The organism is Pedobacter sp. N23S346 (assembly GCF_048515415.1).
Taxonomy (GTDB): Bacteria; Bacteroidota; Bacteroidia; order Sphingobacteriales; family Sphingobacteriaceae; genus Pedobacter.
This window is the reverse complement of record NZ_JBLYEE010000001.1, coordinates 527,848-548,986: the sequence shown is the minus strand read 5'-3', so window position 1 is coordinate 548,986 and position 21,139 is coordinate 527,848. Positions and strand designations below refer to the sequence as shown.

The 21,139-nt window shown below is 39.6% G+C and carries 12 protein-coding genes; 5 read left to right on the top strand and 7 right to left on the bottom strand.

Annotation, left to right across the window (positions count from 1 at the left end):
• Positions 1–76: 76 nt before the first annotated feature.
• A complete protein-coding gene (locus tag ACN1CD_RS02295) occupies positions 77–1,273 on the bottom strand; it encodes an anhydro-N-acetylmuramic acid kinase (RefSeq protein ID WP_419128631.1) in 1,197 nt (398 codons plus the stop codon).
• 135 nt (positions 1,274–1,408) lie between these two features.
• On the opposite strand from ACN1CD_RS02295, the gene nagB reads away from it, so the two are divergent.
• From nagB to ACN1CD_RS02275, 4 genes are all read left to right on the top strand, one after another.
• Positions 1,409–3,355, top strand: coding sequence for a glucosamine-6-phosphate deaminase (gene nagB, locus ACN1CD_RS02290; RefSeq protein WP_419128959.1), 1,947 nt, complete (start codon positions 1,409–1,411; stop codon positions 3,353–3,355).
• A gap of 610 nt (positions 3,356–3,965) precedes the next feature.
• A complete protein-coding gene (locus ACN1CD_RS02285; RefSeq protein ID WP_419128630.1) occupies positions 3,966–4,472 on the top strand; it encodes a transposase in 507 nt (168 codons plus the stop codon).
• 363 nt (positions 4,473–4,835) lie between these two features.
• On the top strand, positions 4,836–6,452 hold the full coding sequence (locus ACN1CD_RS02280) for a DUF5597 domain-containing protein (protein WP_419128629.1): 1,617 nt from the start codon (positions 4,836–4,838) through the stop codon (positions 6,450–6,452).
• Entirely contained in the window at positions 6,452–8,371 is a 1,920-nt protein-coding gene (locus tag ACN1CD_RS02275; RefSeq protein WP_419128628.1) for a sialate O-acetylesterase, read from the top strand. The genes ACN1CD_RS02280 and ACN1CD_RS02275 overlap by 1 nt, the downstream gene beginning before the upstream one ends.
• A 56-nt stretch (positions 8,372–8,427) precedes the next feature.
• Here ACN1CD_RS02275 and ACN1CD_RS02270 read toward each other — a convergent pair whose 3' ends face one another.
• The 3 genes from ACN1CD_RS02270 to ACN1CD_RS02260 are packed head-to-tail and all read right to left on the bottom strand — an operon-like array spanning position 8,428 to position 15,020.
• Positions 8,428–10,083 (bottom strand): endo-1,4-beta-xylanase, encoded by a 1,656-nt coding sequence (locus tag ACN1CD_RS02270; protein ID WP_419128627.1) that lies wholly within the window; start codon positions 10,081–10,083, stop codon positions 8,428–8,430.
• Between the two features lie 20 nt (positions 10,084–10,103).
• Positions 10,104–11,912: a RagB/SusD family nutrient uptake outer membrane protein gene (locus ACN1CD_RS02265; RefSeq protein WP_419128626.1), complete on the bottom strand. Its 1,809-nt coding sequence runs from the start codon at positions 11,910–11,912 to the stop codon at positions 10,104–10,106.
• A 24-nt stretch (positions 11,913–11,936) separates the two neighbouring features.
• Positions 11,937–15,020, bottom strand: a complete 3,084-nt coding sequence (locus tag ACN1CD_RS02260) for a SusC/RagA family TonB-linked outer membrane protein (protein WP_419128625.1) — start codon at positions 15,018–15,020, stop codon at positions 11,937–11,939.
• Positions 15,021–15,268: 248 nt separating this feature from the next.
• On the opposite strand from ACN1CD_RS02260, the gene uxuA reads away from it, so the two are divergent.
• Positions 15,269–16,441 (top strand): mannonate dehydratase, encoded by a 1,173-nt coding sequence (gene uxuA / locus ACN1CD_RS02255; protein WP_419128624.1) that lies wholly within the window; start codon positions 15,269–15,271, stop codon positions 16,439–16,441.
• 6 nt (positions 16,442–16,447) lie between these two features.
• Here uxuA and ACN1CD_RS02250 read toward each other — a convergent pair whose 3' ends face one another.
• The 3 genes from ACN1CD_RS02250 to ACN1CD_RS02240 form a co-directional block, all read right to left on the bottom strand.
• Positions 16,448–17,470, bottom strand: coding sequence for a LacI family DNA-binding transcriptional regulator (locus tag ACN1CD_RS02250; protein ID WP_419128623.1), 1,023 nt, complete (start codon positions 17,468–17,470; stop codon positions 16,448–16,450).
• A gap of 68 nt (positions 17,471–17,538) precedes the next feature.
• The gene (locus ACN1CD_RS02245; protein WP_419128622.1) at positions 17,539–18,699 is read right to left on the bottom strand and encodes an acyltransferase family protein; all 1,161 of its coding nucleotides are present in this window, start codon (positions 18,697–18,699) and stop codon (positions 17,539–17,541) included.
• 1,336 nt (positions 18,700–20,035) lie between these two features.
• Positions 20,036–21,133 carry a glycoside hydrolase family 43 protein gene (locus tag ACN1CD_RS02240; protein WP_419128621.1) on the bottom strand — a complete coding sequence of 366 codons (1,098 nt, stop codon included), beginning with the start codon at positions 21,131–21,133 and terminating at the stop codon, positions 20,036–20,038.
• Positions 21,134–21,139 lie beyond the last annotated feature (6 nt).

Below are 21,139 nucleotides of genomic sequence, written 5' to 3'. Positions count from 1 at the left end.
AAATTAATAAAATCACTTACAAAGCCAATTTTTATTCCAGCCAATTAGCCACTCACAGAATATTAGCTAAATATTTCTATTCTGGCAGACTGATTTTCCCCATACAAACAGAAGGAATTCCTTTTCTTCCGCCAAAGTTTATTGGAGCTCCGCAGATGCTTTCATTTGCCAAAACAGCAAAGAGTACGGCTTCTTTCGCATCGGGATTAATACCTAAATCTGCCGTCGTTGCAAATTGAGATTGTGGCAGTTCTTCTTTTAATAATTTAACCAGTAAAGGATTGTGCATTCCTCCTCCACTCATGAAAACCTGAGCTTTTGCATCCAATCCAAAGCATCTTTTAATGGCATTAGCGATTGTTTTAGCAGAAAAATGGCATAAAGTTGCCATCACATCTTCCTGACTAATATTTTCTGTAGCCGAAACCTGCTGAGCCGCAAATAAATAATTCAGGTTAAATAGTTCTGGTCCTGTTGTTTTCGGAAAATCGGCATCGAAGAATTCATTCTTCAGCAAAGCGTTTAGTAGATGCTCATTTAAATTTCCTGATAGACCAACTGCGCCATCTTTATCATAAAACTGCTTAAAATTTTGTTGCATAAACTGATCCATCAGCGTATTCCCCGGACCAACATCCGTAGAAAAGATTTCATCAGCATTTAGGTTGCCTGGTAAATAAGTAAAGTTGGCTATCCCGCCAATGTTTAACATCACCCGATCTTCGTATTTTTTAGAAAAGATTAAATAATCGCCATAAACAGCTAATGGAGCCCCTTCACCGCCTGCGGCTAAATGCTTCTGCCTGAAATCAGATAGCGTGATGATTCCTGTTTTCACTGCGATATGATCGCCATCGCCAATCTGTAACGTTCCATTCGGATAATCTTCCATTTTATGCAATGATTTTGGTGCATGGAAAATCGTCTGACCGTGGCTGGCAATGAAATCAATCTCTTCATTTTTATATCCCCATTCTTTAAGCGCAGTGTTGATCAGCTCTGCATGTGTATCCGCAATCAGTTCATTCATCAGGCAAACCAATTGCAAATCGGCCTCTCTTTTAGAAAATACGGCTTTTACTTTTTCACGAAAATCGGCTGTAAAATCTCCCGTTTTAAATTCCAATACCCGGATATCCGTTTCTGCTCCACTTCCACTCACCTTACAAAGCGCAATATCCAAACCATCCATAGACGTTCCACTCATTAAACCAATGATGAGTCGTTCTGCTTTATTTGCTTTTAAATAGAGGTTTTGGATTTGCTTATTCATGTTGTAAAGACTGCTTTATTAAATAGGATTGAACTTTTATTTCAGTAATTAGGTATTTTATCGCAAATACCGACAATAAAAGTAAATAACCTTTATTAGAAATTGACCATAACTGCTATCTTTACTGCTCCGTACATTAAAAACCATACAAAAAAAATGGCTAGATTAAATTTACTGGAGGAGACACGTTTCGAGAAACTACCCGTAAGCGTGTTCGAAAATCCAAAAATTGCTTCGATTAATGTGGCGCACCGAATCGCCAACCTCATTAAATCTAAACAAGCAAGCAACACACCTGCAGTACTGGGCTTAGCAACAGGTGTTACCCCAATTGCAGTTTACGCCGAACTGGTGAGACTGCACAAAGAAGAGGGTTTAAGTTTTAAAAATGTGATCACTTTCAACCTGGATGAATACTATCCAATGGCGCCAACCGCGGCCCAGAGTTATGTCACATTTATGAACGAAAATCTTTTCGATCACATTGATATCGATAAGAACAACGTTCATATTCCTGATGGAACCCTGGCACTTGAAGATATTCCGGCTTTCTGCCTGGATTACGAAAAGAAAATTGGTGATTTGGGTGGATTAGACATTCAGATTCTGGGGATTGGACGTACCGGCCACATTGGTTTTAACGAACCAGGATCGGCACCAAATTCGGGAACCCGATTGGTTACTTTGGATGATTTAACACGGAGAGATGCCGCCAGAGATTTTGGTGGAAAAACTTTCGTGCCAACCAAAGCCATTACCATGGGAATTGGCACCATTTTTAAAGCTAGAGAAATTATTTTAATGGCATGGAGCCGTAAAAAAGCTTCCATTATAAAAAAGGCAGTTGAAGGCGAAATCTCTGGAGATGTGCCTGCAACTTATCTGCAATTATCTGATCATGTAGAGTTTATCCTCGATACGCCTGCAGCATCAGAATTGACCCGTTTTGATACACCATGGTTGGTTAAAGATTGTGTTTGGACTGACGCATTAATCCGCAAAGCAGTGATTTGGTTAGCCAATACCTTAAAAAAACCAGTATTGAAGTTAACGGAAGACGATTATAACAACAACGGGATGGCGCAACTGGCTACCGAAAAAGGACCGGTTTACAACATCAACATCCATATTTTTAATAAACTTCAACACACGATTACCGGCTGGCCGGGTGGCAAACCGAATGCAGACGATTCTCAGCGTCCGGAACGTGCCGAACCAGCGAAAAAAAGGGTAATCATCTTCTCCCCACATCCGGATGATGATGTGATTTCGATGGGCGGAACATTTATCCGCCTTGTTGATCAAAAACATGATGTACATGTAGCTTACCAAACTTCAGGTAATACAGCTGTTTGGGATGATGATGCGCTTCGCTTTGTAGAGTTCAATGTAGACTTTACAGAAAAAATGGGCATGGATAATACGCATTTGAAAGCGCTTTATCATCAAATGAGAACTTTCATTCAGGATAAACAACCTAACCAGGTTGATACGCCTGAGATTCAAACAGTAAAAGGTTTAATTAGAAAAGGTGAAGCTATCGCTGGCGCACGTTATTGCGGTTTGGAAGATGATCATATTCATTTCCAGGCGCTTCCTTTTTATGAAAGTGGCAAAAACCAGAAGAACCCGGTTACCGATGCTGATATTGATTTAACCATCGAATTATTGCAAAAAGTGAAGCCACAACAGGTTTTTGCAGCTGGCGATTTTGAAGATCCACACGGAACACATATCGTTTGTTTTAACATCATTTTAGCGGCCTTAACTGAACTTCGTAAAACGGAAGATTGGGCAAAAGATTGTTGGTTATGGATGTATCGTGGTGCATGGCATGAGTTTGAAACACACGAAATTGAAATGGCTGTTCCAATCTCGCCAAAAGAATTGGAACGCAAGAAATATGCAATCTTTAAGCACCAGAGTCAGAAAGACAGAGCGGTGTTCCCTGGAGATGATTCAAGAGAATTCTGGCAACGTGCTGAAGATCGTAACCGCGAAACAGCAAAAGCTTATGATGAACTTGGACTTGCTGAGTACGAAGCCATGGAAGCCTTCGTAAGGTGGAAGTTTCAGGACTAATTATATAAAAATTTCGATCCCCGCCCTTAAAAGGCGGGGATTTTTTTTTGTTTATAACTTGCGAAGTCTCAAAGGCCAAAAGCGCTGAAAGACTTCGACAGTTTTAAAACGATCAAAACTCCAATTAGACTGACGAAGTTTCCCCAGCACACAAAGGCCAACTAAACTTCGTAAGTCGGATCAACTTGCGAAGTCTCAAAGGCCAGAGCGCTGAAAGACTTCGACAGTTTAAACAATGATTCAAAACTCCAAGAGACTGACGAAGTTTCCCCAATACACAAAGGCCAACTAAACTTCGTAAGTCAAATCAACTTGCGAAGTCTCAAAGGCCAAAAGCGCTGAAAGACTTCGACAGTTTAATAATAATTCAAAACTTCAAGCAGACTGACGAAGTTTCCCCAATACACAAAGGCCAACTAAACTTCGTAAGTCAAATCAACTTGCGAAGTCTCAAAGGCTAAAAGCGCTGAAAGACTTCGACAGTTTTAAAACGATTCAAAACTCCAATTATACTGACGAAGTTTCCCCAGCACACAAAGGCCAACTAAACTTCGTAAGTCGAATAAAATTTCATACATTGAAACTCCCTATTTATCAAACCACAAATATTATGAAAATAGAGGAAAACAGATACTACCACATCTATAATAGAGGCAACAATAAGGGATTGATCTTTTTTGAAAAAGAGAATTATCAGTTTTTCCTGGAAAAATTCGGACAATATATATGTCCTTATGCTGATGTTTTTGCCTATTGTTTAATGCCAAATCATTTTCATTTTTTCTTAAGAATTAATAATGTTATCGGTTTTGAACTCGGTATTAAAAACTTTTTTATATCCTATACAAAATCCATTAATAAGTCATTCGGTAGAGTTGGGAGTTTGTTTCAAGGAAGGTATAAGGTCAAAAAAATAGATTCTGATTCATATTATACTAGAATTATCACTTATATACACCAAAATCCAAAAGCATCTGGAATGGTTAATAAGCTGTGCGATTATCAATATTCCTCCTATAATGCCTATTTAGAAGAGATACCTACATTTTTAAGTAAGACAGAGGTGTTGGAATGGTTTGGAGGGCTAAAAGAATTTATTTTGGTGCACGAGATTTAACTTGCGAAGTCTCAAAGGCCAGAGCGCTGAAAGACTTCGACAGTTTAATAAAAAACTTCAAACAGACTGACGAAGTTTCCCCAACACACAAAGGCAAACTAAACTTCGTAAGTCAATCAACTTGCGAAGTCTCAAAGGCCAAAAACGCAGAAAGACTTCGACAGTTTAATAAAAAACTCCAAGCAGACTGACGAAGTTTCCCCAGCACACAAAGGCTAACTAAACTTCGTAAGTCGGATCAACTTGCAAAGGCTAAAAGCACTTAAGATGAAATAAAATTGCAACCGATTGCATAAAGTGTTTTTTTTCTTATTTTAGTAAATCTTTTGATGAAACCATCAAATCTAACCAAAGAAAAAATTCATGATAAAAAACCGCTTCTATCTGTTGATCATATTATTCCTGACAACTGTAAATCTGTTTGCTCAACCTTTTCTAAAACAGCAGGGAACTACTAAACAACTTTACGTTCATGATAAACCCTTTTTAATTTTAGGGGGCGAACTTGGAAATTCGAGCGCTTCGAACATGGATTATATGAAACCTATTTGGGGAAAGGTAAAAACCTTAAATGCCAATACCATTCTGGCGCCTGTATACTGGGAGTTGATTGAGCCTGAAGAAGGAAAATTCAACTTTGAGTTGGTAAATGATTTAATCCTCAATGCCAGAAAAAATAATTTGAAATTAATATTCTTATGGTTTGGCGCCTGGAAAAACAGCATGTCTTGCTATGCCCCAGTTTGGGTTAAAACAGATCAGCAAAGGTTCCCCCGAGCCAAAGATAAAAATGGAATTGGACAGGAAATCCTAAGTCCATTTTCAGAAAATAGTTTAAATGCAGATCTAAAAGCCTTCGAAGCCTTAATGAGTTTCATTAAAAAAGTGGATAGCAAAGATCAAACGGTGTTGATGATTCAGGTAGAAAATGAAATCGGGATGTTGCCAGAGGCCAGGGATCACAGTGCATTGGCAAATACGGCATTTAAAAAAGCGATCCCTTCACAACTGTTTGATTATTTAAAGAAAAACAATAGCAGTTTAATGCCCGAGTTCAAAGCAGTCTGGACAAAAAATGGGGCTAAAACAACCGGAACATGGGAAGAAGTGTTTGGCAAAAGCCTCGCAACCGATGAAATTTTCATGGCCTGGCACTACGCTGATTTCATCGAAAAGCTAACAGCAGCAGGCAAAGCGAAATACAATCTGCCTATGTACTTAAACGCGGCTCTAAATTACAAGCGGGAAGCAAAACCCGGCGAGTACCCAAGTGCAGGGCCGTTACCTCATCTCCTGGACATTTGGAAGGCCGGAGCACCCGCCATAGACCTGCTTTCGCCAGATTTTTATAATCCTGATTTTAAATATTGGAATGATTTATACGTTCGCGGAGGTAATACCCTGTTTATCCCCGAGATTCGTTTTGAGCAAGGTGTTGGTGCAAAAGCTTTTTATGCCATTGGTCATTACCATTCCATGGGCTTTTCTCCTTTCTCTATTGAAAATGGCGATGAAAAAATGAATGCAGACATTGGTTCTGCCTACATGTTGTTAAACCAGCTTAGTCCGCTTATTTTAGAACATCAAGGCAAAAAAACGATCAATGGTGTACTCTTCGATAAAACCAATTCAAAACAGGAAGTTAGGTTAGGTGATTACCTTTTTTCTTTTTCTCATGATTTAAATTTAGGCTGGTCGGGCAAAGCAAAGGATGAAAACTGGCCAATAACAGGGGGCTTAATTATTGAGCTTGCTCCTGATGAATTTATCGTTGCCGGAACGGGAATTGTAGCCACTTTTAAACCCCTTAAAGAAAACTCCAGAGCAGGAATCGCTCAGATAGACGAAGGGATTTTCAAAGATGGAAAATGGATTCCAGGTTTAAGGATGAACGGCGATCAAAACCACCAGGGCCGCCATTTAAGAATCCCGGAAGGAGATTATAGCATTCAAAAAATTAAACTTTATACTTACCAATAATGAAAAAACCAGCATTATTTTTAATTTTTCTACTGGGCAATGCGGTGTGTTTCGCACAGATTAAATTACCCAAACTCATCAGTGATGGAATGGTGCTTCAGCGGGATAAAAGCACTAAACTGTGGGGATGGGCATCACCAAATGAGCATATTTTATTAAAATTTAATGCGAAATCTTATCAAACCAACGCAGATAAAAACGGAGAATGGATCATTAAACTTCCACCACAAAAAGCTGGCGGACCTTATGAAATGGTATTTTCGGCAAGTAATAATATAAAACTTAAAGATATTTTATTTGGAGATGTTTTTTTATGCAGCGGACAATCGAATATGGAATTGCCAATGGGCAGGTTAATCGATCAATACCCCAATGAAATTGCCAACAGTAACAATCCAAACATCAGACAGTTTTTAGTAACCGACGATTATGATTTCAAGCAACAGCGAAAAGACTTTTCAAGTGGTTTGTGGCAATCAGCCAATCCAAAAAGCATTCTGGATTTCTCAGGTGTAGCCTACTTTTTTGCACTGGATATTAATAAAAAAAACAAAGTCCCGGTTGGCATTATTAACGCCGCATTGGGTGGTTCGCCGGCACAAGCCTGGTTAAGTGAAAACGCAATTAAAACTTTCCCTGAATACGAAGCAGAGGCTCAAAAATTTAAAAATGATGAAATTATCAAACAAATTGAGGCCACAGATCAGGAACTTTCCACTACCTGGTATAAAAACCTGAACGCCAGCGACGAAGGCCTAAAAAATAACTGGAAAAACCAGGCAGATTATAGTAATTGGACAGAAGTAAACATCCCAGGATATTGGGCCAGTGAATCGATTGGTAAAATTAATGGTGTGGTGTGGTTTAAAAAAGATATTGATGTTCCTCCATCAATGGTAGGGAAACCGGCCAAATTATTACTTGGAAGAATTGTTGATGCCGATTCTGTTTTCATCAATGGAAAATTTGTAGGCACCACTGCCTATCAATATCCACCAAGAAGATACCCCTTTAATGCAGGTATTTTAAAAGAAGGAAAAAACACCCTAACAATTCGGGTAGTTAGTACTTCGGGCAATGGTGGTTTCGTAGTGGATAAAGATTACCAACTTATTGTGAACGAGGACACCTTAAATTTAAGTGGAAAATGGAAATATAAATTGGGTGCCCTGGCCAAGCCTGCTCCTGTGCAAACTTTTATCCGATGGAAACCCGTAGGTTTATACAATGCCATGATTGCTCCTTTAAAAAACCTCGAAATTAAAGCTATTTTATGGTATCAGGGCGAATCCAATACCGGGAAGCCTAAAGAATATTTTTCATTAATGAAAAATCTGGTTGAAGATTGGAGAGCAACCTTTGATGATCAAAACCTGCCTTTTTTATACGTTCAGCTTCCGGGTTTTATGGAAGCTAAAAAAACTCCCTCCGAAAGCTATTGGGCGGAATTAAGATCCCAGCAGCGCAATTTGCTTACCATAAAAAACACGGGCATGGCCGTTGCAATAGATTTAGGGGAGTGGGATGATATCCATCCACTAAATAAAAAAGATGTTGGAAAAAGATTAGCGCTGCAAGCCGAAAAACTCATTTATGGCGATAATAAGATTATGTACTCAGGTCCTACACTTCAGTCTGCATCAGCAAAAGAAAACAAAATCATTTTAAGCTTTACTAATATTGGGAAAGGACTCCTGGCAAAAGGAAACACGGAACTTAAACATTTTGCTATTGCAGGTGCCGATCAAAAATTTGTATGGGCCAATGCAGAGATTAAAGGAGATCAGGTAATTGTTTCCAGCACTGAAATCGCGAAACCATTATATGTTCGTTATGCCTGGGCTGATAATCCTGATGGTGCCAACCTTTATAATAAGGAAGGATTACCTGCTTCGCCTTTTGAGACAAAAATTAAATAAAAGAAAAGCCATTCCAGATCCCCGGAATGGCTTTATCACTAACTAAACTAACTTATTTACTGTTCTTTCAATGCTTGAGCAAAGCCTGCAAATGCTGGTTTCTTTCCGTAAGTGGCATTGAATAATAAGGGTGCATCGTTCTTGGCCAGGCTTGTGGTAATCCAGCTATCCGTATCAGCAACACCCCAAACCGTTATTCCTCCGCGTTGCGCTGCCGGAACGTATTTAAAATATGCCTTAACCACATAATTGTACATGGCTGCCTGTAAGTTTTGCGACGGAATTGAAGCACCAACATTGCCAACCTTTTCTGAAGGATTTAACCGCACATCAAGCTCAGAAATTCTAACCTTCAAACCTGTTGCCGCTAGCTTTTGAAACATATTGTTAATCTGATTATAAGAGGTATTGATATTGCAGTGCATTTGTGTTCCAACGCCTGTAATCCCGGTATTAGCTACTTTCAATTCATTAGCCAAAGCCACAAAGGCGTCTAATTTTGCCGTGCTGGCTTCCAAATTGTAATCGTTCATATATAAATCTGCAGTAGGATCTGAAGCCCTCGCGTAAGTGAATGCCTTAGCTGCGTAATCTCTGCCCAAATAGTTCTGCCAAACAAATATATCTGTTCTGCCGGTTGATGGGGTGTTGGTGTTGTTTCTCAACTCTGCAGCATCACTAAAAGGCTCGTTAATTACATCCCAGGCGGTAATTTTACCAACATAACGGGCCACAACTGTTTGAATATGCTTTTTCATTGCATTATCCACAATTGTGGTTAAAGCGCCACCAGTTGGAGGTGCTACAATTGAAGCATCGGTAATGCTTACATCATCAAGATAAAGGGTGTTTTGTGTACCCCCTAAATCGAAAGCAAGCTGAATGGCTGTTACACCAACGGGCACTGCATAATCATAAGATACTTTTGCATAAGCCGTAGCAACAGGCTTGCCGCCCTGGTAATTCACAGCACCAGCTGCCGAACCTGAATAACTGCGAATTTCGAACTGGATGTTTTGTGCCGTAGCACCTTTTATGTAGTAAGAAATGGTATAGGTTTTCCCTGCGGTAACTGCGATTTGTGCTTTGGTAGCGATTTGCGTGTTAAAGTTTTGTCCGCCAGCCGGAACGTTTACCTGTAATGCCTTGGCGCCGCCATTCACATTGCTGCCTATACTTACAAACTGACCTGATCCATTTAATACCTGCCAGCCATCGGCTGGTTCTGCCGTGGTTGCTATGGTTGTGGTTTCAAAACCCGGATTTACGATCAGGTTGGTTGGGCCAGCGCCACCGCCGCTACCGCCAATTAAACTATTATAGTAAGAAGCCCGTTGTTGCGAGTGCCAAACCAAGGTATGCCCAAACACTTTTATCCCCGCATTCGTAGCCAGGTTGTAGAAGTTATCTGCCCTGGTAAAATCGTATGTTCCATCACTTTTTACAACGGCATCATTTTTCAATTCATTTCCAAAAGTAATCCAGCCAGCTTCTCTTTTTATTACTGACCAGTAGCTGTTATTTGTAGAAGACAAAGGATATTCGGCCGCTAAACCCAAAGGGAAAGATACTAAAGATTTTAAAGTAGAAGTACTATCAGTGAACTGAACTTCAGCTAAACTATCTGCTCCGTTATAGATATCTTTTTTACAAGAGTACATCCCAACTGCTGTTAATAACAGTAAGCCAGGTATTATAAATTTCTTTTTCATTTTAATCTAATATTTACTGATTAATAATAACCTGGATTTTGATATTTATTCCTGTTTGAATCTCCGGCAGGATCTACTACACTAAAGATTTGCGCTTGTGGGATTGGTCTTAAATTATGGAAGTTTTGAACGTTTGTTGCTCCATCAGGATTGTAGAGCTTAACCCGTTCTACCAGCTTTTTACGAACAGCTAAATCTGCCCATCTTAAACTTTCCCCGCATAATTCTCTGGTGCGCTCATCTAAAATAAAATCCAGATTAATTTGAGATACATCAATCCGCATGGAGACTCTTCTGGCAGCTAAAACAGATGCTGATAAGCCAGAACGATAAGCTGCGCGCTCTCTTAAGGTATTAATTAACGGAACCGCATCTGCCGGGCGGCCATCTTGTAAAGCCGCTTCTGCTGCCATCAAATAAACTTCAGATAATTTAGCTACGATAAAAGGTCTGCCAGATGCATCCTGGAAAGTACTTCTGATGCTATCATTATATTTTTTTAAGCTGGGATAAATCTGGTTGGTTTTATTTTGATTTGACCAGTATTCTGATGGGCCGATAACTTTATATTTTTTTCCCGCGGCTTTCAGTTGTGCAGCTCTGGCATCAGTAGGGGCCAAGTAAATTGCCGTATCGCCAAGCGCAAAGCCTACTCCGGCTAATTTCGTTTTAAAAGCTTCTAAGTCTGCCCCGGTACGCAAGGTTGCCACGGTCCACAAGGTTCTGAAACTCCCATCATACCTCGCATCATTTACCTTATCAGCAAAAACTTTATTAAAAACATAGGGTGTGGGGGCAACTTGTCTTAAAGGACGATTGTATTGGAAAGGCCGGTCATCAATTAACGAAACACCACTTACAGTTGCCGCGTTTTGATAATTACAGGTAAACAGGTTGGCTGCAATATTGGCTTTATTTGCAAATTCAGTTTCGGGATTTGGCACTTCATTATTTGCGTTGTTTAAAGGCAAACGCTCTATTGAATATAAAATCTCTTGGTTGTAATCGTTTCCCTGTTTATGAATTAAGCTATAATCCTGAAGTAAATCTGTCCCATATTTTGCTTTATTGTTAATCAATTCCATGGCGGTTTTGTAAGCGTTGCTAAAATCGGTAGGCTCTTTTGCATCTGAATAACCCCGGTATAAATAAATTTTAGCCAGTAAGTGTAATGCTGCAGACTGAGATAATTTAAACGCTCCTGTTGGTCTGGTAACGGGCAGGTTCTGACTTGCAAAAATTAGATCATTAATCATTGCCTGATAGTTCTTTTTCAGAATATCATTAAAAGGAAGACGGTTGAAGCCAAAAAATGCCACATCAGTGAATACTAAATCTCCGGAGCCTAAATCCAATGGCACAGCGCCAAATTGCTGAACCAATAACATGTAATAATGCGCCCTTAAATACCTGGCCTCTCCCATTATTGTATTTTTGGCCGTCTCACTCATACTTACCTCGGGTGCAAATTTTAAAATGGCATTACACAGGTTAATGTTAGAATAATTTCTGTTCCAGGGCGTTAAGATCGAACCATTTGTTGGTGGAATTTGATAAGTACCTAACTCAAGTGTCTGGCCTGAATTGCCCTGGTCGCCAAAAGTAAATTCATCTGTTCCCATGTTGGCCAGCAAAACTGCACCAATTGGCCCATAATCATACCTCATGCCTGAATATGCCGAGTTTATGGCTGATTGTATACCATCTGGCGTTTTAAAATAATCGGTTGTAAATGCAGTATACGGACGCTCTTCTAAAGCTTTTTTACAGCCCCCCAGCATAATTATTGTGGAAAGCACCATGGCCTGAAAAAAATATCTTGTTTTCATTTTTTTGAAATTAAATTTTAGCGATTAAAAAGTAACGTTTAAGCCCGCAAGGAAAGATCTTGTTGGTGGCGTAGTGGCACCAATGGTAAGCGCTCTCGAAGAAATGTTTCCTGGATTTTGAACCCCTTGATTTCCTGTTCCCGTAGGTTCCGGATCTAAACCTCCTGCTTTGATATAAGGAGAATAAAGAATAAACGGGTTTTGGGCCGTTACGTAAATTTTAAGTTTTTGAGCACCTAATTTTTTAGCCAGTTTACTATCAAAAGAATAACCTAAGTTAATGCTCCTCACCTTGACAAAACTTGCATCATAATAACCAAGAGTAGTTCCTGCATCACTGGTTGATGGCGAACTTAACAAACCGCCGTTAACATTAGGCGAAGGAAAGGCATTGGTGGGGTTTGTCGGTGTCCAATAATCAACAGCCAATTGATTTCTTCTACCATCATTTATGGTTAAGTAGCCTGCTAATGGCTGGTGTACCTGGCTAATCAATGTTCCGCCAAAGCGGGCATAAACAACGAACGAAAATTCAAAACCCTTGTAACCGAAACGGTTGGTCATACCGCCCTGTACATCGGCCTGACCGTTACCAATCACATATTTATCATCAACAGTTAGTTTCCCATCGCCATTGCGATCTTCTAATTTTAACTGCCCCGGAACAAAACCATATCTTGCAGCTTCTGCAGCTTCGTTGGTTTGCCAGATACCTAACTTTTTATAATCATAAATGGCAGTTAAGGGCTCACCAACAAACAATTGCGCATTGGTAACCTGGGTAATACTACCGTTTAAAGCAACCAATTTGTTTCTGTTTAAGGAGAAGTTTAAATCCGTACTCCAGGAGAAACCACCTTCATTTTTAATATTTTGAGTAGATAATGCAAACTCTAAACCTTTGTTGGTAATGTTGCCGATATTAGTTAAATAATTTTCTGAAATACCAGATGTTGGTGGCAATGGAATCCCATAAAGTAATTTATCTGTTTTGGCCGTGTACCAATCAATACTACCCGTAATGCGGTTGTTAAGCAAGCCAAAATCCAAACCAATGTTAGTGGTACTTGTATATTCCCAGTCTAAATTAGGGTCAACAATTCTATTCACATAATAACCCGTTTGTGATATATTTCCATAATTGTAACGAACTCCATTTGAGGCTACACCACCCAAAGTACTGTATGCATCAATTGATTGATTGGCTGTAACACCATAACCCACACGTAATTTTAAATTAGAAAAGACTTTTACCTCTTTCATAAATTCTTCGTTGGTAATGCTCCATCCGGCAGATATTGCAGGATATTGCTTCCATTTATTACCTGCGCCCAACCGGGATGAACCGTCTCTGCGTCCGGTTAAGGTAATCATGTATTTATCGTTATATACATAGTTGGCCCTTAACATCATAGAAATTAAGGTAGAAGAAGCCTCACTGCCTCCCAAAACAGCTGCTGGCTCTACTGCAGATAATCCTAAATTATAGAACTGTACAAAATCGGCTGTAATTGCTTCTTTACTTACAGAAGTATTATGGAATTGTTCTTCTTCGATTCCAAATAATGCAGTGATGGATACGCGGTGTTTTTCTGCAAATGTTTTTTCATATGTTAATAAATTATCAATAGAATATTTTGTACCCGTTGCATTATTAACGGCAGCAATGTTGCTCTGACCGGGTCTGAAATAACTATCTGTACCTCTAAATTGATCACCTTCCTGCTGGTTAAAATCTAACCCGGTATTCATGCGATATTTTAATCCATCGTAGATACTTACCTCTCCGTATAAACTCGTAAATGTTCTGAATCTTCTAACCCGATCAACCCATTGGTTCTCATTTGTTAAAAGCAATAATGGGTTATAAGTGGTATTTTGATCGTCTAAATTTCCTGCTGGTTTTTTATTGATGCTTCCATCCGGATTATATGGCGACGCCAGCGGACTCAATGTAAGCAGGGGAAAAACATTCAGGCCAAACTGTGAGCCATTTGTAATGCTATAGTTTGATAAGTTATTAAAGCCAACTTTTACATGTTTCCCGATTTTAAAATCGCCCGTTGCTCTAAAAGATGCGCGACCGAAATTTTGACTTGGCAAAACGGATGTCTGCTTAAAATACCCGCCACCAAATGAAAACTGGCTCTGCTCGCTACCACCAGAAACACTTAAATTATTATCCGTAATATATCCATCCTTATACATCAAGTCTTGCCAATCTGTATTTCTACCCGTAGCAATTCCTTGTTTTTCATCAGCCAGGTAATCTTGTGTAAAAATAGAATAATCGCGGAGGGCTCTATATTGATCTGAATTATAAACATTGTACTTATCTGTGATTTTTGTTAAACCATAATAAGAATTGAACGAAACTCTCGTATCACCTGCTACACCTCTTTTCGTTGTAATTAAAACTACTCCATTTGCTCCACGAGAACCATAAATAGCCGTTGCAGATGCATCTTTTAATACATCCAAACTGGCAATATCATCAGGATTAATATCATTTAATGTACCGTTATATGGGATTCCATCTACTACAAACAAAGGATTGTTAGATGCGTTGATGGATCGTTCGCCACGGATTCTGATTTGGGCACCAGCCCCTGGCGCCGTGCCAACAGATTGTACTTCTACCCCTGCTAACCTCCCTTGCAACGCTTGCTGAATGTTCGCCACTGGTACTTCTTTAATAGCAGCACCACTTAATGAAACAATAGATCCGGTTACATCTCTACGCTTTTGCGTACCATAACCAATCACCACCACCTCATTAAGGTTTTTCGAATCGGGAGTAAGTACAATGTTATAAGTAGAAACGCCATTTTTTATTTCTATCTCCTGTGCGGGATAACCAATAAAAGATATGATCAATGTTTTTTCATCAGTAGGTGCATTAATTGTAAACCCACCATCGTCTCCGGTAACAGTAGTTTTGCCAGATAGCTTAAGTTTAATACCTGCGCCGGGCAAAGGGATGTTCTTCTCATCAAGCACTTTTCCCTTTAGCATGTTTTGCGCAAAGAGCAATGTTGGTGTTAAGCCTAGTAAAAGGATTAGCATAACCGTACATTGCAAAAAAATTTTTTGTCTAGGTTTTCTCATAAAAGGTTTAATTTAATTAACAGTTGTTAGCTGCTGTGTTAAATAACCTCAAGCAACTTATCGCCTTGGTTAGGTACTGACGATGAGCACTTAAGTATATTTGGTTATGATAAAAGTAGAAATAAAAAATGAAATTGCAACCGATTGCATAAATATTTTATTAATTTATTTTAATTATATATTTATCTCTATAAATGGTGTATTTTTAGCTTGAACCGATTGCACAACCAAATAAGTAAAGATTATATATGATGAAAATGATTGAGACCATGCGCTGGTACGGACCAGAGGACATTGTGAGTTTAACAGATATTAAACAAGCTGGCTGCGCGGGCGTAGTTACAGCACTTCACCATATTCCTGTTGGCGAAATATGGACCCTCGAAGAAATTGAAAAAAGAAAAGCCGAAATTGAAACTACAGGAATGGTTTGGAGTGTGGTGGAGAGTTTACCTGTGCATGAAGACATTAAAAAACGGGCCGGGAATTATAAAACCTGGATAGAAAATTATAAAATAAGCCTGGCTAACCTCGCCTCTTGCGGGTTGAAAGTAATTACCTATAATTTTATGCCTGTTTTAGATTGGATGCGTACCAACCTGAAGTATGAAACCGAAAGTGGCGCTTTGGCATTGCGGTTCGAAAAATCTGCTTTTATTGCCTTCGATTTGTTTCTGCTGAAAAGACCAAATGCTGCGGATGGCTATACAACCGCTGAAGTAGAAAAAGCAACACAATATTTTGAGCTTTTAACAAATGCGCAAAAAAGGGAGCTCATGGGAAACTGCCTTCAAGGTTTACCGGGTAGCAAAGACCACTTTACACCAGCACAGGTTTTATCATTATTAGATGGCTTCAAGGGCATTACAGCTGATATTTTAAAACAAAATCTTGTGCTTTTTCTACAGGAAATTACACCTGTTGCTGATAAACACGGCATGCAAATGGCCATCCATCCTGATGATCCACCCTACGCTATTTTAGGTTTGCCAAGAATTATGAGCACGGAAGCTGATGTACAGTACATCATCAATCAGGTACCTGCAAAATCGAATGGATTCTGTTTTTGCAGTGGTTCATTTGGTGCCAGACCAGATAATGATTTGCCTGGAATGATTCAAAGACTAGGTTCGAGAATCCACTTTTTGCATTTAAGAAGTACGCAGCGTGATGATGAAGGTAATTTTTACGAGGCTAATCATTTAGAAGGCAATGCCGATATGTTTAACGTCGTTCGGGAAGCAGTTAAGTTGATGCATGCTGAAAATAGAGCCATCCCTATGCGACCAGATCATGGCCATCAAATGCTCGATGATTTAGTGAAGAATCCTTACCCAGGCTACTCTGCCATCGGAAGATTAAAAGGTCTTGCAGAAATAAGAGGCTTAGAAATGGGCATTAGAAAAAGTCTGTTCGAATAAAACCAATCAGGAAGGCAATTTAACTGTAGATTGCCTTTCTACTACCGTTGGATCCAATACCACGTGTTCTGTATTTTGATAAGGATTTTCCTGGTTAATCATCTTCAAAAACATTTTAGCACATTCCGTCCCCATTTGCTGGGCGTGCTGATCAATAGTAGAGAGATTCGGGGTGATGTATGCCGAAAATGCCTCGTTTGCAAAGCCAATTACACCAACTTCAGGTGGTGTTTTACCGATTTCCTTTAATTTTTTAATTACACCCAGTGCCGTAAAATCATCTCCCGCCACCACGGCATCTGGTTTATTTTCACTTCGCATTAATTTGCCTGCGCCAAACCTGCCGTCTTTGATGGATAAACCACCAAAAACAATATACTCATCTAAAACAGGCAAATGATTATCTCTCAATGCTGCTTTGTAACCCTTAAGGCGGTCATTAAAAATTTTAATCTGGTGAATGGTCGTTATAAAAGCGATCTTGCTATAACCTTGATCAATTAAATGTTGCGTAGCCATATAGCCCGCCTTAAAATCGTCTAACGTGATCGTTGGAACGGCCAACGTTTCATTTACACGGTCAAAAAGAATGAGTGGTTTATTTTGTTTTACAATCTCTGCAAAGTGAGAAACATCTTGGGTTTCTAAAGACATCGATGCCATAATCCCATCAACCTGCGCTTCCAATAAGGTTCTTACCCCATTAATTTCATTTTCAACCGACTCATTTGATTGATAAATAATTACACGATAACCACTGTCTTTTAAACCATCTTCAATACAATGAATAATTGAGGCAAAAAAGTGTGCCTGAACGCTTGGAACAATTACACCGATAATATGGGTTTTACCAGATTTCAAAGCCGAGGCTAATTTATTCGGACTGTAATTTAACTTTTCGGCAGTTTCGATAACCGCTTTACGGGTAGCCTCACTTATTGCGGGGAAGCCACTCAAAGCCCTGGAAACAGTAGAAACTGTAATATTTAATGCCTTAGCAATATCGTATATGGTCGTTTTTTTATTCAATGTTATTAGTAATGGCGCTCAACTTGCCTGATTAAGGTATTCAATCGATTGTTCGGCCAATTTAAGAATTAAACCTTAATGATGATATTCTTTTTATACATGAAATATAAAAGCACATAAAACCCAAGCACATAGGTAATGGCCCAGATTAGTGATGCATTTATTGGGGAAAAGAAGGGCGTATAAAAAGTATGATAAAATTTTTCGAGCAACGGCGATTTTGTTCCGTCTGTATTGTTAATCTTAATGAAGTTTAAAACGCGTGGCATCAGCCCTGCAAGAAAGAAAACAGTAATGGCGTTTACACCATAAACCACAAATAGCGTAGTGAATTTTTTATAACCCTGAACATCAATCAACCAGTAACAAAGTGCCAGGCCAATGGATGCCAGACCACCGGCATACAAAACATAGGAGCTTGTCCATAGTGCCTTATTGATTGGAAACTGCAAATCCCAAAGTAAACCTAAAATCACTGCACCCATTCCAGCGGTAAACAACCAGGCTACTTTTGTTGGCTGGTCTACCTCTTTTCTTCGCATCCAAATACCTACCAGGATGCCAAACAAACAGGTACCAATGGCTGGAAAGGTACTTAACACGCCTTCAGGATCCCAGGTTTTTGCAGAGGCCCAGGTGTGTGATTCTGTTAAAATTCCACGATCTATCCAGGCGGCTAAATTCGTTTCTTTTTCCAGATTGGCATAACCAATTCCAGGTACAGGCACAAATGTCATCAAGGCCCAATAAACAACTAGAATAGTCACCAGTATTTTAAAAATGGTTTTAGTCGAAAATTTTAGAAAAACGATACTACTGATGATAAATACGATTCCAATTCTTTGCAGTACCCCCAGCAACCGCACCGTTTGCAAGGCTTCTATTAAACTTTTCCCATCAATAATAACGGCCATCAATTTCCCAAAAATGGCCAGAAAAAAGCCCAGAAGATAAAGGATAATGCCTCTCCTGATCGCCTTACCTATTGTTTTGGAATGGGTGGATGGATCAGCTTTGCTACTACTCATCGCAAAAGCAATAGATACGCCTACAATCCAAAGGAAAAATGGAAAGATCAAATCTGTTGGTGTACAGCCATGCCATTCTGCATGTTCTAAAGGTGCATAAATATGGCCCCAACTCCCCGGATTGTTTACTAAAATCATCGCGGCTACAGTTAAGCCTCTAAAAAAATCGAGAGAAAGCAATCGTTGTTGGGGTGCGGTCATGTTTGACTGGTTCAAGAAAACTAATTTAGAGCTTTGTTTTAATAATGAGAAATAAATCGACTTACGAAGTTTAGTTGGCCCCGTGAGTATTGGGGAAACTTCGTCAGTCTGTTTGAAGTTTTAAATCATTTTTTAAACTGTCGAAGTCTTTCTACGCTCCGGGCCTTTGAGACTTCGCAAGTTAATCCGACTTACGAAGTTTAGTTAGCCTGTGCGTATTGGGGAAACTTCGTTAGTCTGTTGAAGTTTTTAATCATTATTAAACTGTCGAAGTCTTTCTGCGCTCCTGCCCTTGAGACTTCGCAAGTTAATCCAACTTACGAAGTTTAGGTGGCCTGTGCATATTGGGGAAACTTCGTCAGTCTGTTTGAAGTTTTAAATCATTTTTTAAACTGTCGAAGTCTTTCTGCGCTCCGGGTCTTTGAGACTTCGCAAGTTAATCCGACTTACGAAGTTTAGGTGGCCTGTGCGTATTGGGGAAACTTCGTCAGCCTGTTTGAAGTTTTGAATATTTTTAAAACTACCGAAGTCTTTCTGCGCTCCGGGCCTTTGAGACTTCGCAAGTTAATCCAACTTACGAAGTTTAGGTGGCCTGTGCATATTGGGGAAACTTCGTAAGTCTGTTTGAAGTTTGAATTATTTTTTAAGCTGCCGAAGTCTTTCTGCGCTCCGGGCCTTTGAGACTTCGCAAGTTAATCCGACTTACGAAGTTTAGTTAGCCTGTGCGTATTGGGGAAACTTCGTCAGTCTGTTTGAAGTTTTGAATATTTTTAAAACTGCCGAAGTCTTTCTACGCTTAGGGCATTTGAGACTTCGCAAGTTAATCCGACTTACGAAGTTTAGGTGGCCTGTGCGTATTGGGGAAACTTCGTCAGTCTGTTTGAAGTTTTGAATCATTTTTTAAACTGTCGAAGTCTTTCTGCGCTCCAGGCCTTTGAGACTTCGCATTTGATCCGACTTACGAAGTTTAGTTGGCCTGTGCGTATTGGGGAAACTTCGTCAGTCTGTTTGAGGTTTTGAATATTTTTTAAACTGCCGAAGGCTTTCTGCGCTCCGGGCCTTTGAGACTTCACAAGTTAATCCGACTTACGAAGTTTAGGTGGCCTGTGCGTATTGGGGAAACTTCGTCAGTCTGTTTGAAGTTTTGAATATTTTTTAAACTGCCGAAGTCTTTCTGCGCTCCGGGCCTTTGAGACTTCACAAGTTAATCCGACTTACGAAGTTTAGGTGGCCTGTGCGTATTGGGGAAACTTCGTCAGTCTGTTTGAAGTTTTGAATATTTTTTAAACTGTCGAAGTCTTTCTGCGCTCCGGGCCTTAGAAACCTCTCAAGTTGATTACTTTTCCATCGGTTCAATCAAAGCAATCGTTCCATCAGCTTTATGTGTCAGCTCCGTAACCTTTACATTTCTTAAATGTGTTTTCCCCGAAAGTTGCATATCATGGTAGAAAATATACCACTTGCCCTTTACTTCGATAATAGAATGATGGGTTGTCCAGCCTTCAACCGGATTCATAAAAGTCCCCTGGTATTTGAACGGACCATAAGGCGTATCTCCTATTGCTGAGACCAGGAAATGAGTATCACCTGTTGAATAGGTGAAGTAATATTTCCCATTAAACTTATGCATCCAGGCGCCTTCGAAAAAGCGTCTGTCGTGATCCTTTGTCAGTAATGGCTTACCATGCTCATCTAAAATTATCACATCTTTGACTGGACCATCATAAGCAAGCATATTCTTGCTCATTTTAACCACTTTAGCCGTTAAAGCAGGTTCATTTCCTTTTTGCGAATCCGTTTTAGATCCGGTTGCATTATATTTGCCGTTATTCCAACGCTGTAACTGGCCGCCCCAGATCCCGCCATAGTACATGTAAGTTGTACCATCTTCATCGGTAAAAACCGCCGGATCAATGCTAAAGCTTCCTTCAATTGGTTTAGGTTCTGCTTTAAACGGACCAGCGGGATTTTTAGCTGTTGCAACACCAATGCGGAACACATCTTGTTTATCCTTCACCGGGAAATACAGATAGTAAGTTCCATCTTTAAATGCCGCATCAGGTGCCCAAAGTTGGCGCCCGGCCCATGGAATATCTTTCACACTTAAAGCCACGCCATGATCGGTTACCTTACCGTTAATACTATCCATACTCAGAATATGATAATCCCTCATATCGAAATGATCTCCATTATCATTTTCAGGGGTACCGGCTTCGATGTCGTGCGAAGGATAAATATAAATCTTTCCGTTAAAAACATGCGCCGAAGGATCTGCAGTATAGATTTCGCTAATTAATGGCTGTGATAAATATTTCGATTTTTTGTTTGTATCTGCTGTTTCAGCATTTGTGGTTTTGCTATTTTGCTGGCAAGCGCTGGTAGCTGCAAGCGCCATAATCATGGCTAAACCAGTTAATTTCTTAAAGTTTCTCATCTTATT

What these genes read in the sequence shown, in the direction of transcription:
- ACN1CD_RS02295 (WP_419128631.1), bottom strand. Translation starts at nt 1,273, where the DNA reads ATGAATAAGCAAATCCAAAACCTCTATTTAAAAGCAAATAAAGCAGAA.
- ACN1CD_RS02285 (WP_419128630.1), top strand. Translation starts at nt 3,966, where the DNA reads ATGAAAATAGAGGAAAACAGATACTACCACATCTATAATAGAGGCAAC.
- ACN1CD_RS02280 (WP_419128629.1), top strand. Translation starts at nt 4,836, where the DNA reads ATGATAAAAAACCGCTTCTATCTGTTGATCATATTATTCCTGACAACT.
- ACN1CD_RS02275 (WP_419128628.1), top strand. Translation starts at nt 6,452, where the DNA reads ATGAAAAAACCAGCATTATTTTTAATTTTTCTACTGGGCAATGCGGTG.
- ACN1CD_RS02270 (WP_419128627.1), bottom strand. Translation starts at nt 10,083, where the DNA reads ATGAAAAAGAAATTTATAATACCTGGCTTACTGTTATTAACAGCAGTT.
- ACN1CD_RS02265 (WP_419128626.1), bottom strand. Translation starts at nt 11,912, where the DNA reads ATGAAAACAAGATATTTTTTTCAGGCCATGGTGCTTTCCACAATAATT.
- ACN1CD_RS02260 (WP_419128625.1), bottom strand. Translation starts at nt 15,020, where the DNA reads ATGAGAAAACCTAGACAAAAAATTTTTTTGCAATGTACGGTTATGCTA.
- uxuA (WP_419128624.1), top strand. Translation starts at nt 15,269, where the DNA reads ATGATGAAAATGATTGAGACCATGCGCTGGTACGGACCAGAGGACATT.
- ACN1CD_RS02245 (WP_419128622.1), bottom strand. Translation starts at nt 18,699, where the DNA reads ATGACCGCACCCCAACAACGATTGCTTTCTCTCGATTTTTTTAGAGGC.
- ACN1CD_RS02240 (WP_419128621.1), bottom strand. Translation starts at nt 21,133, where the DNA reads ATGAGAAACTTTAAGAAATTAACTGGTTTAGCCATGATTATGGCGCTT.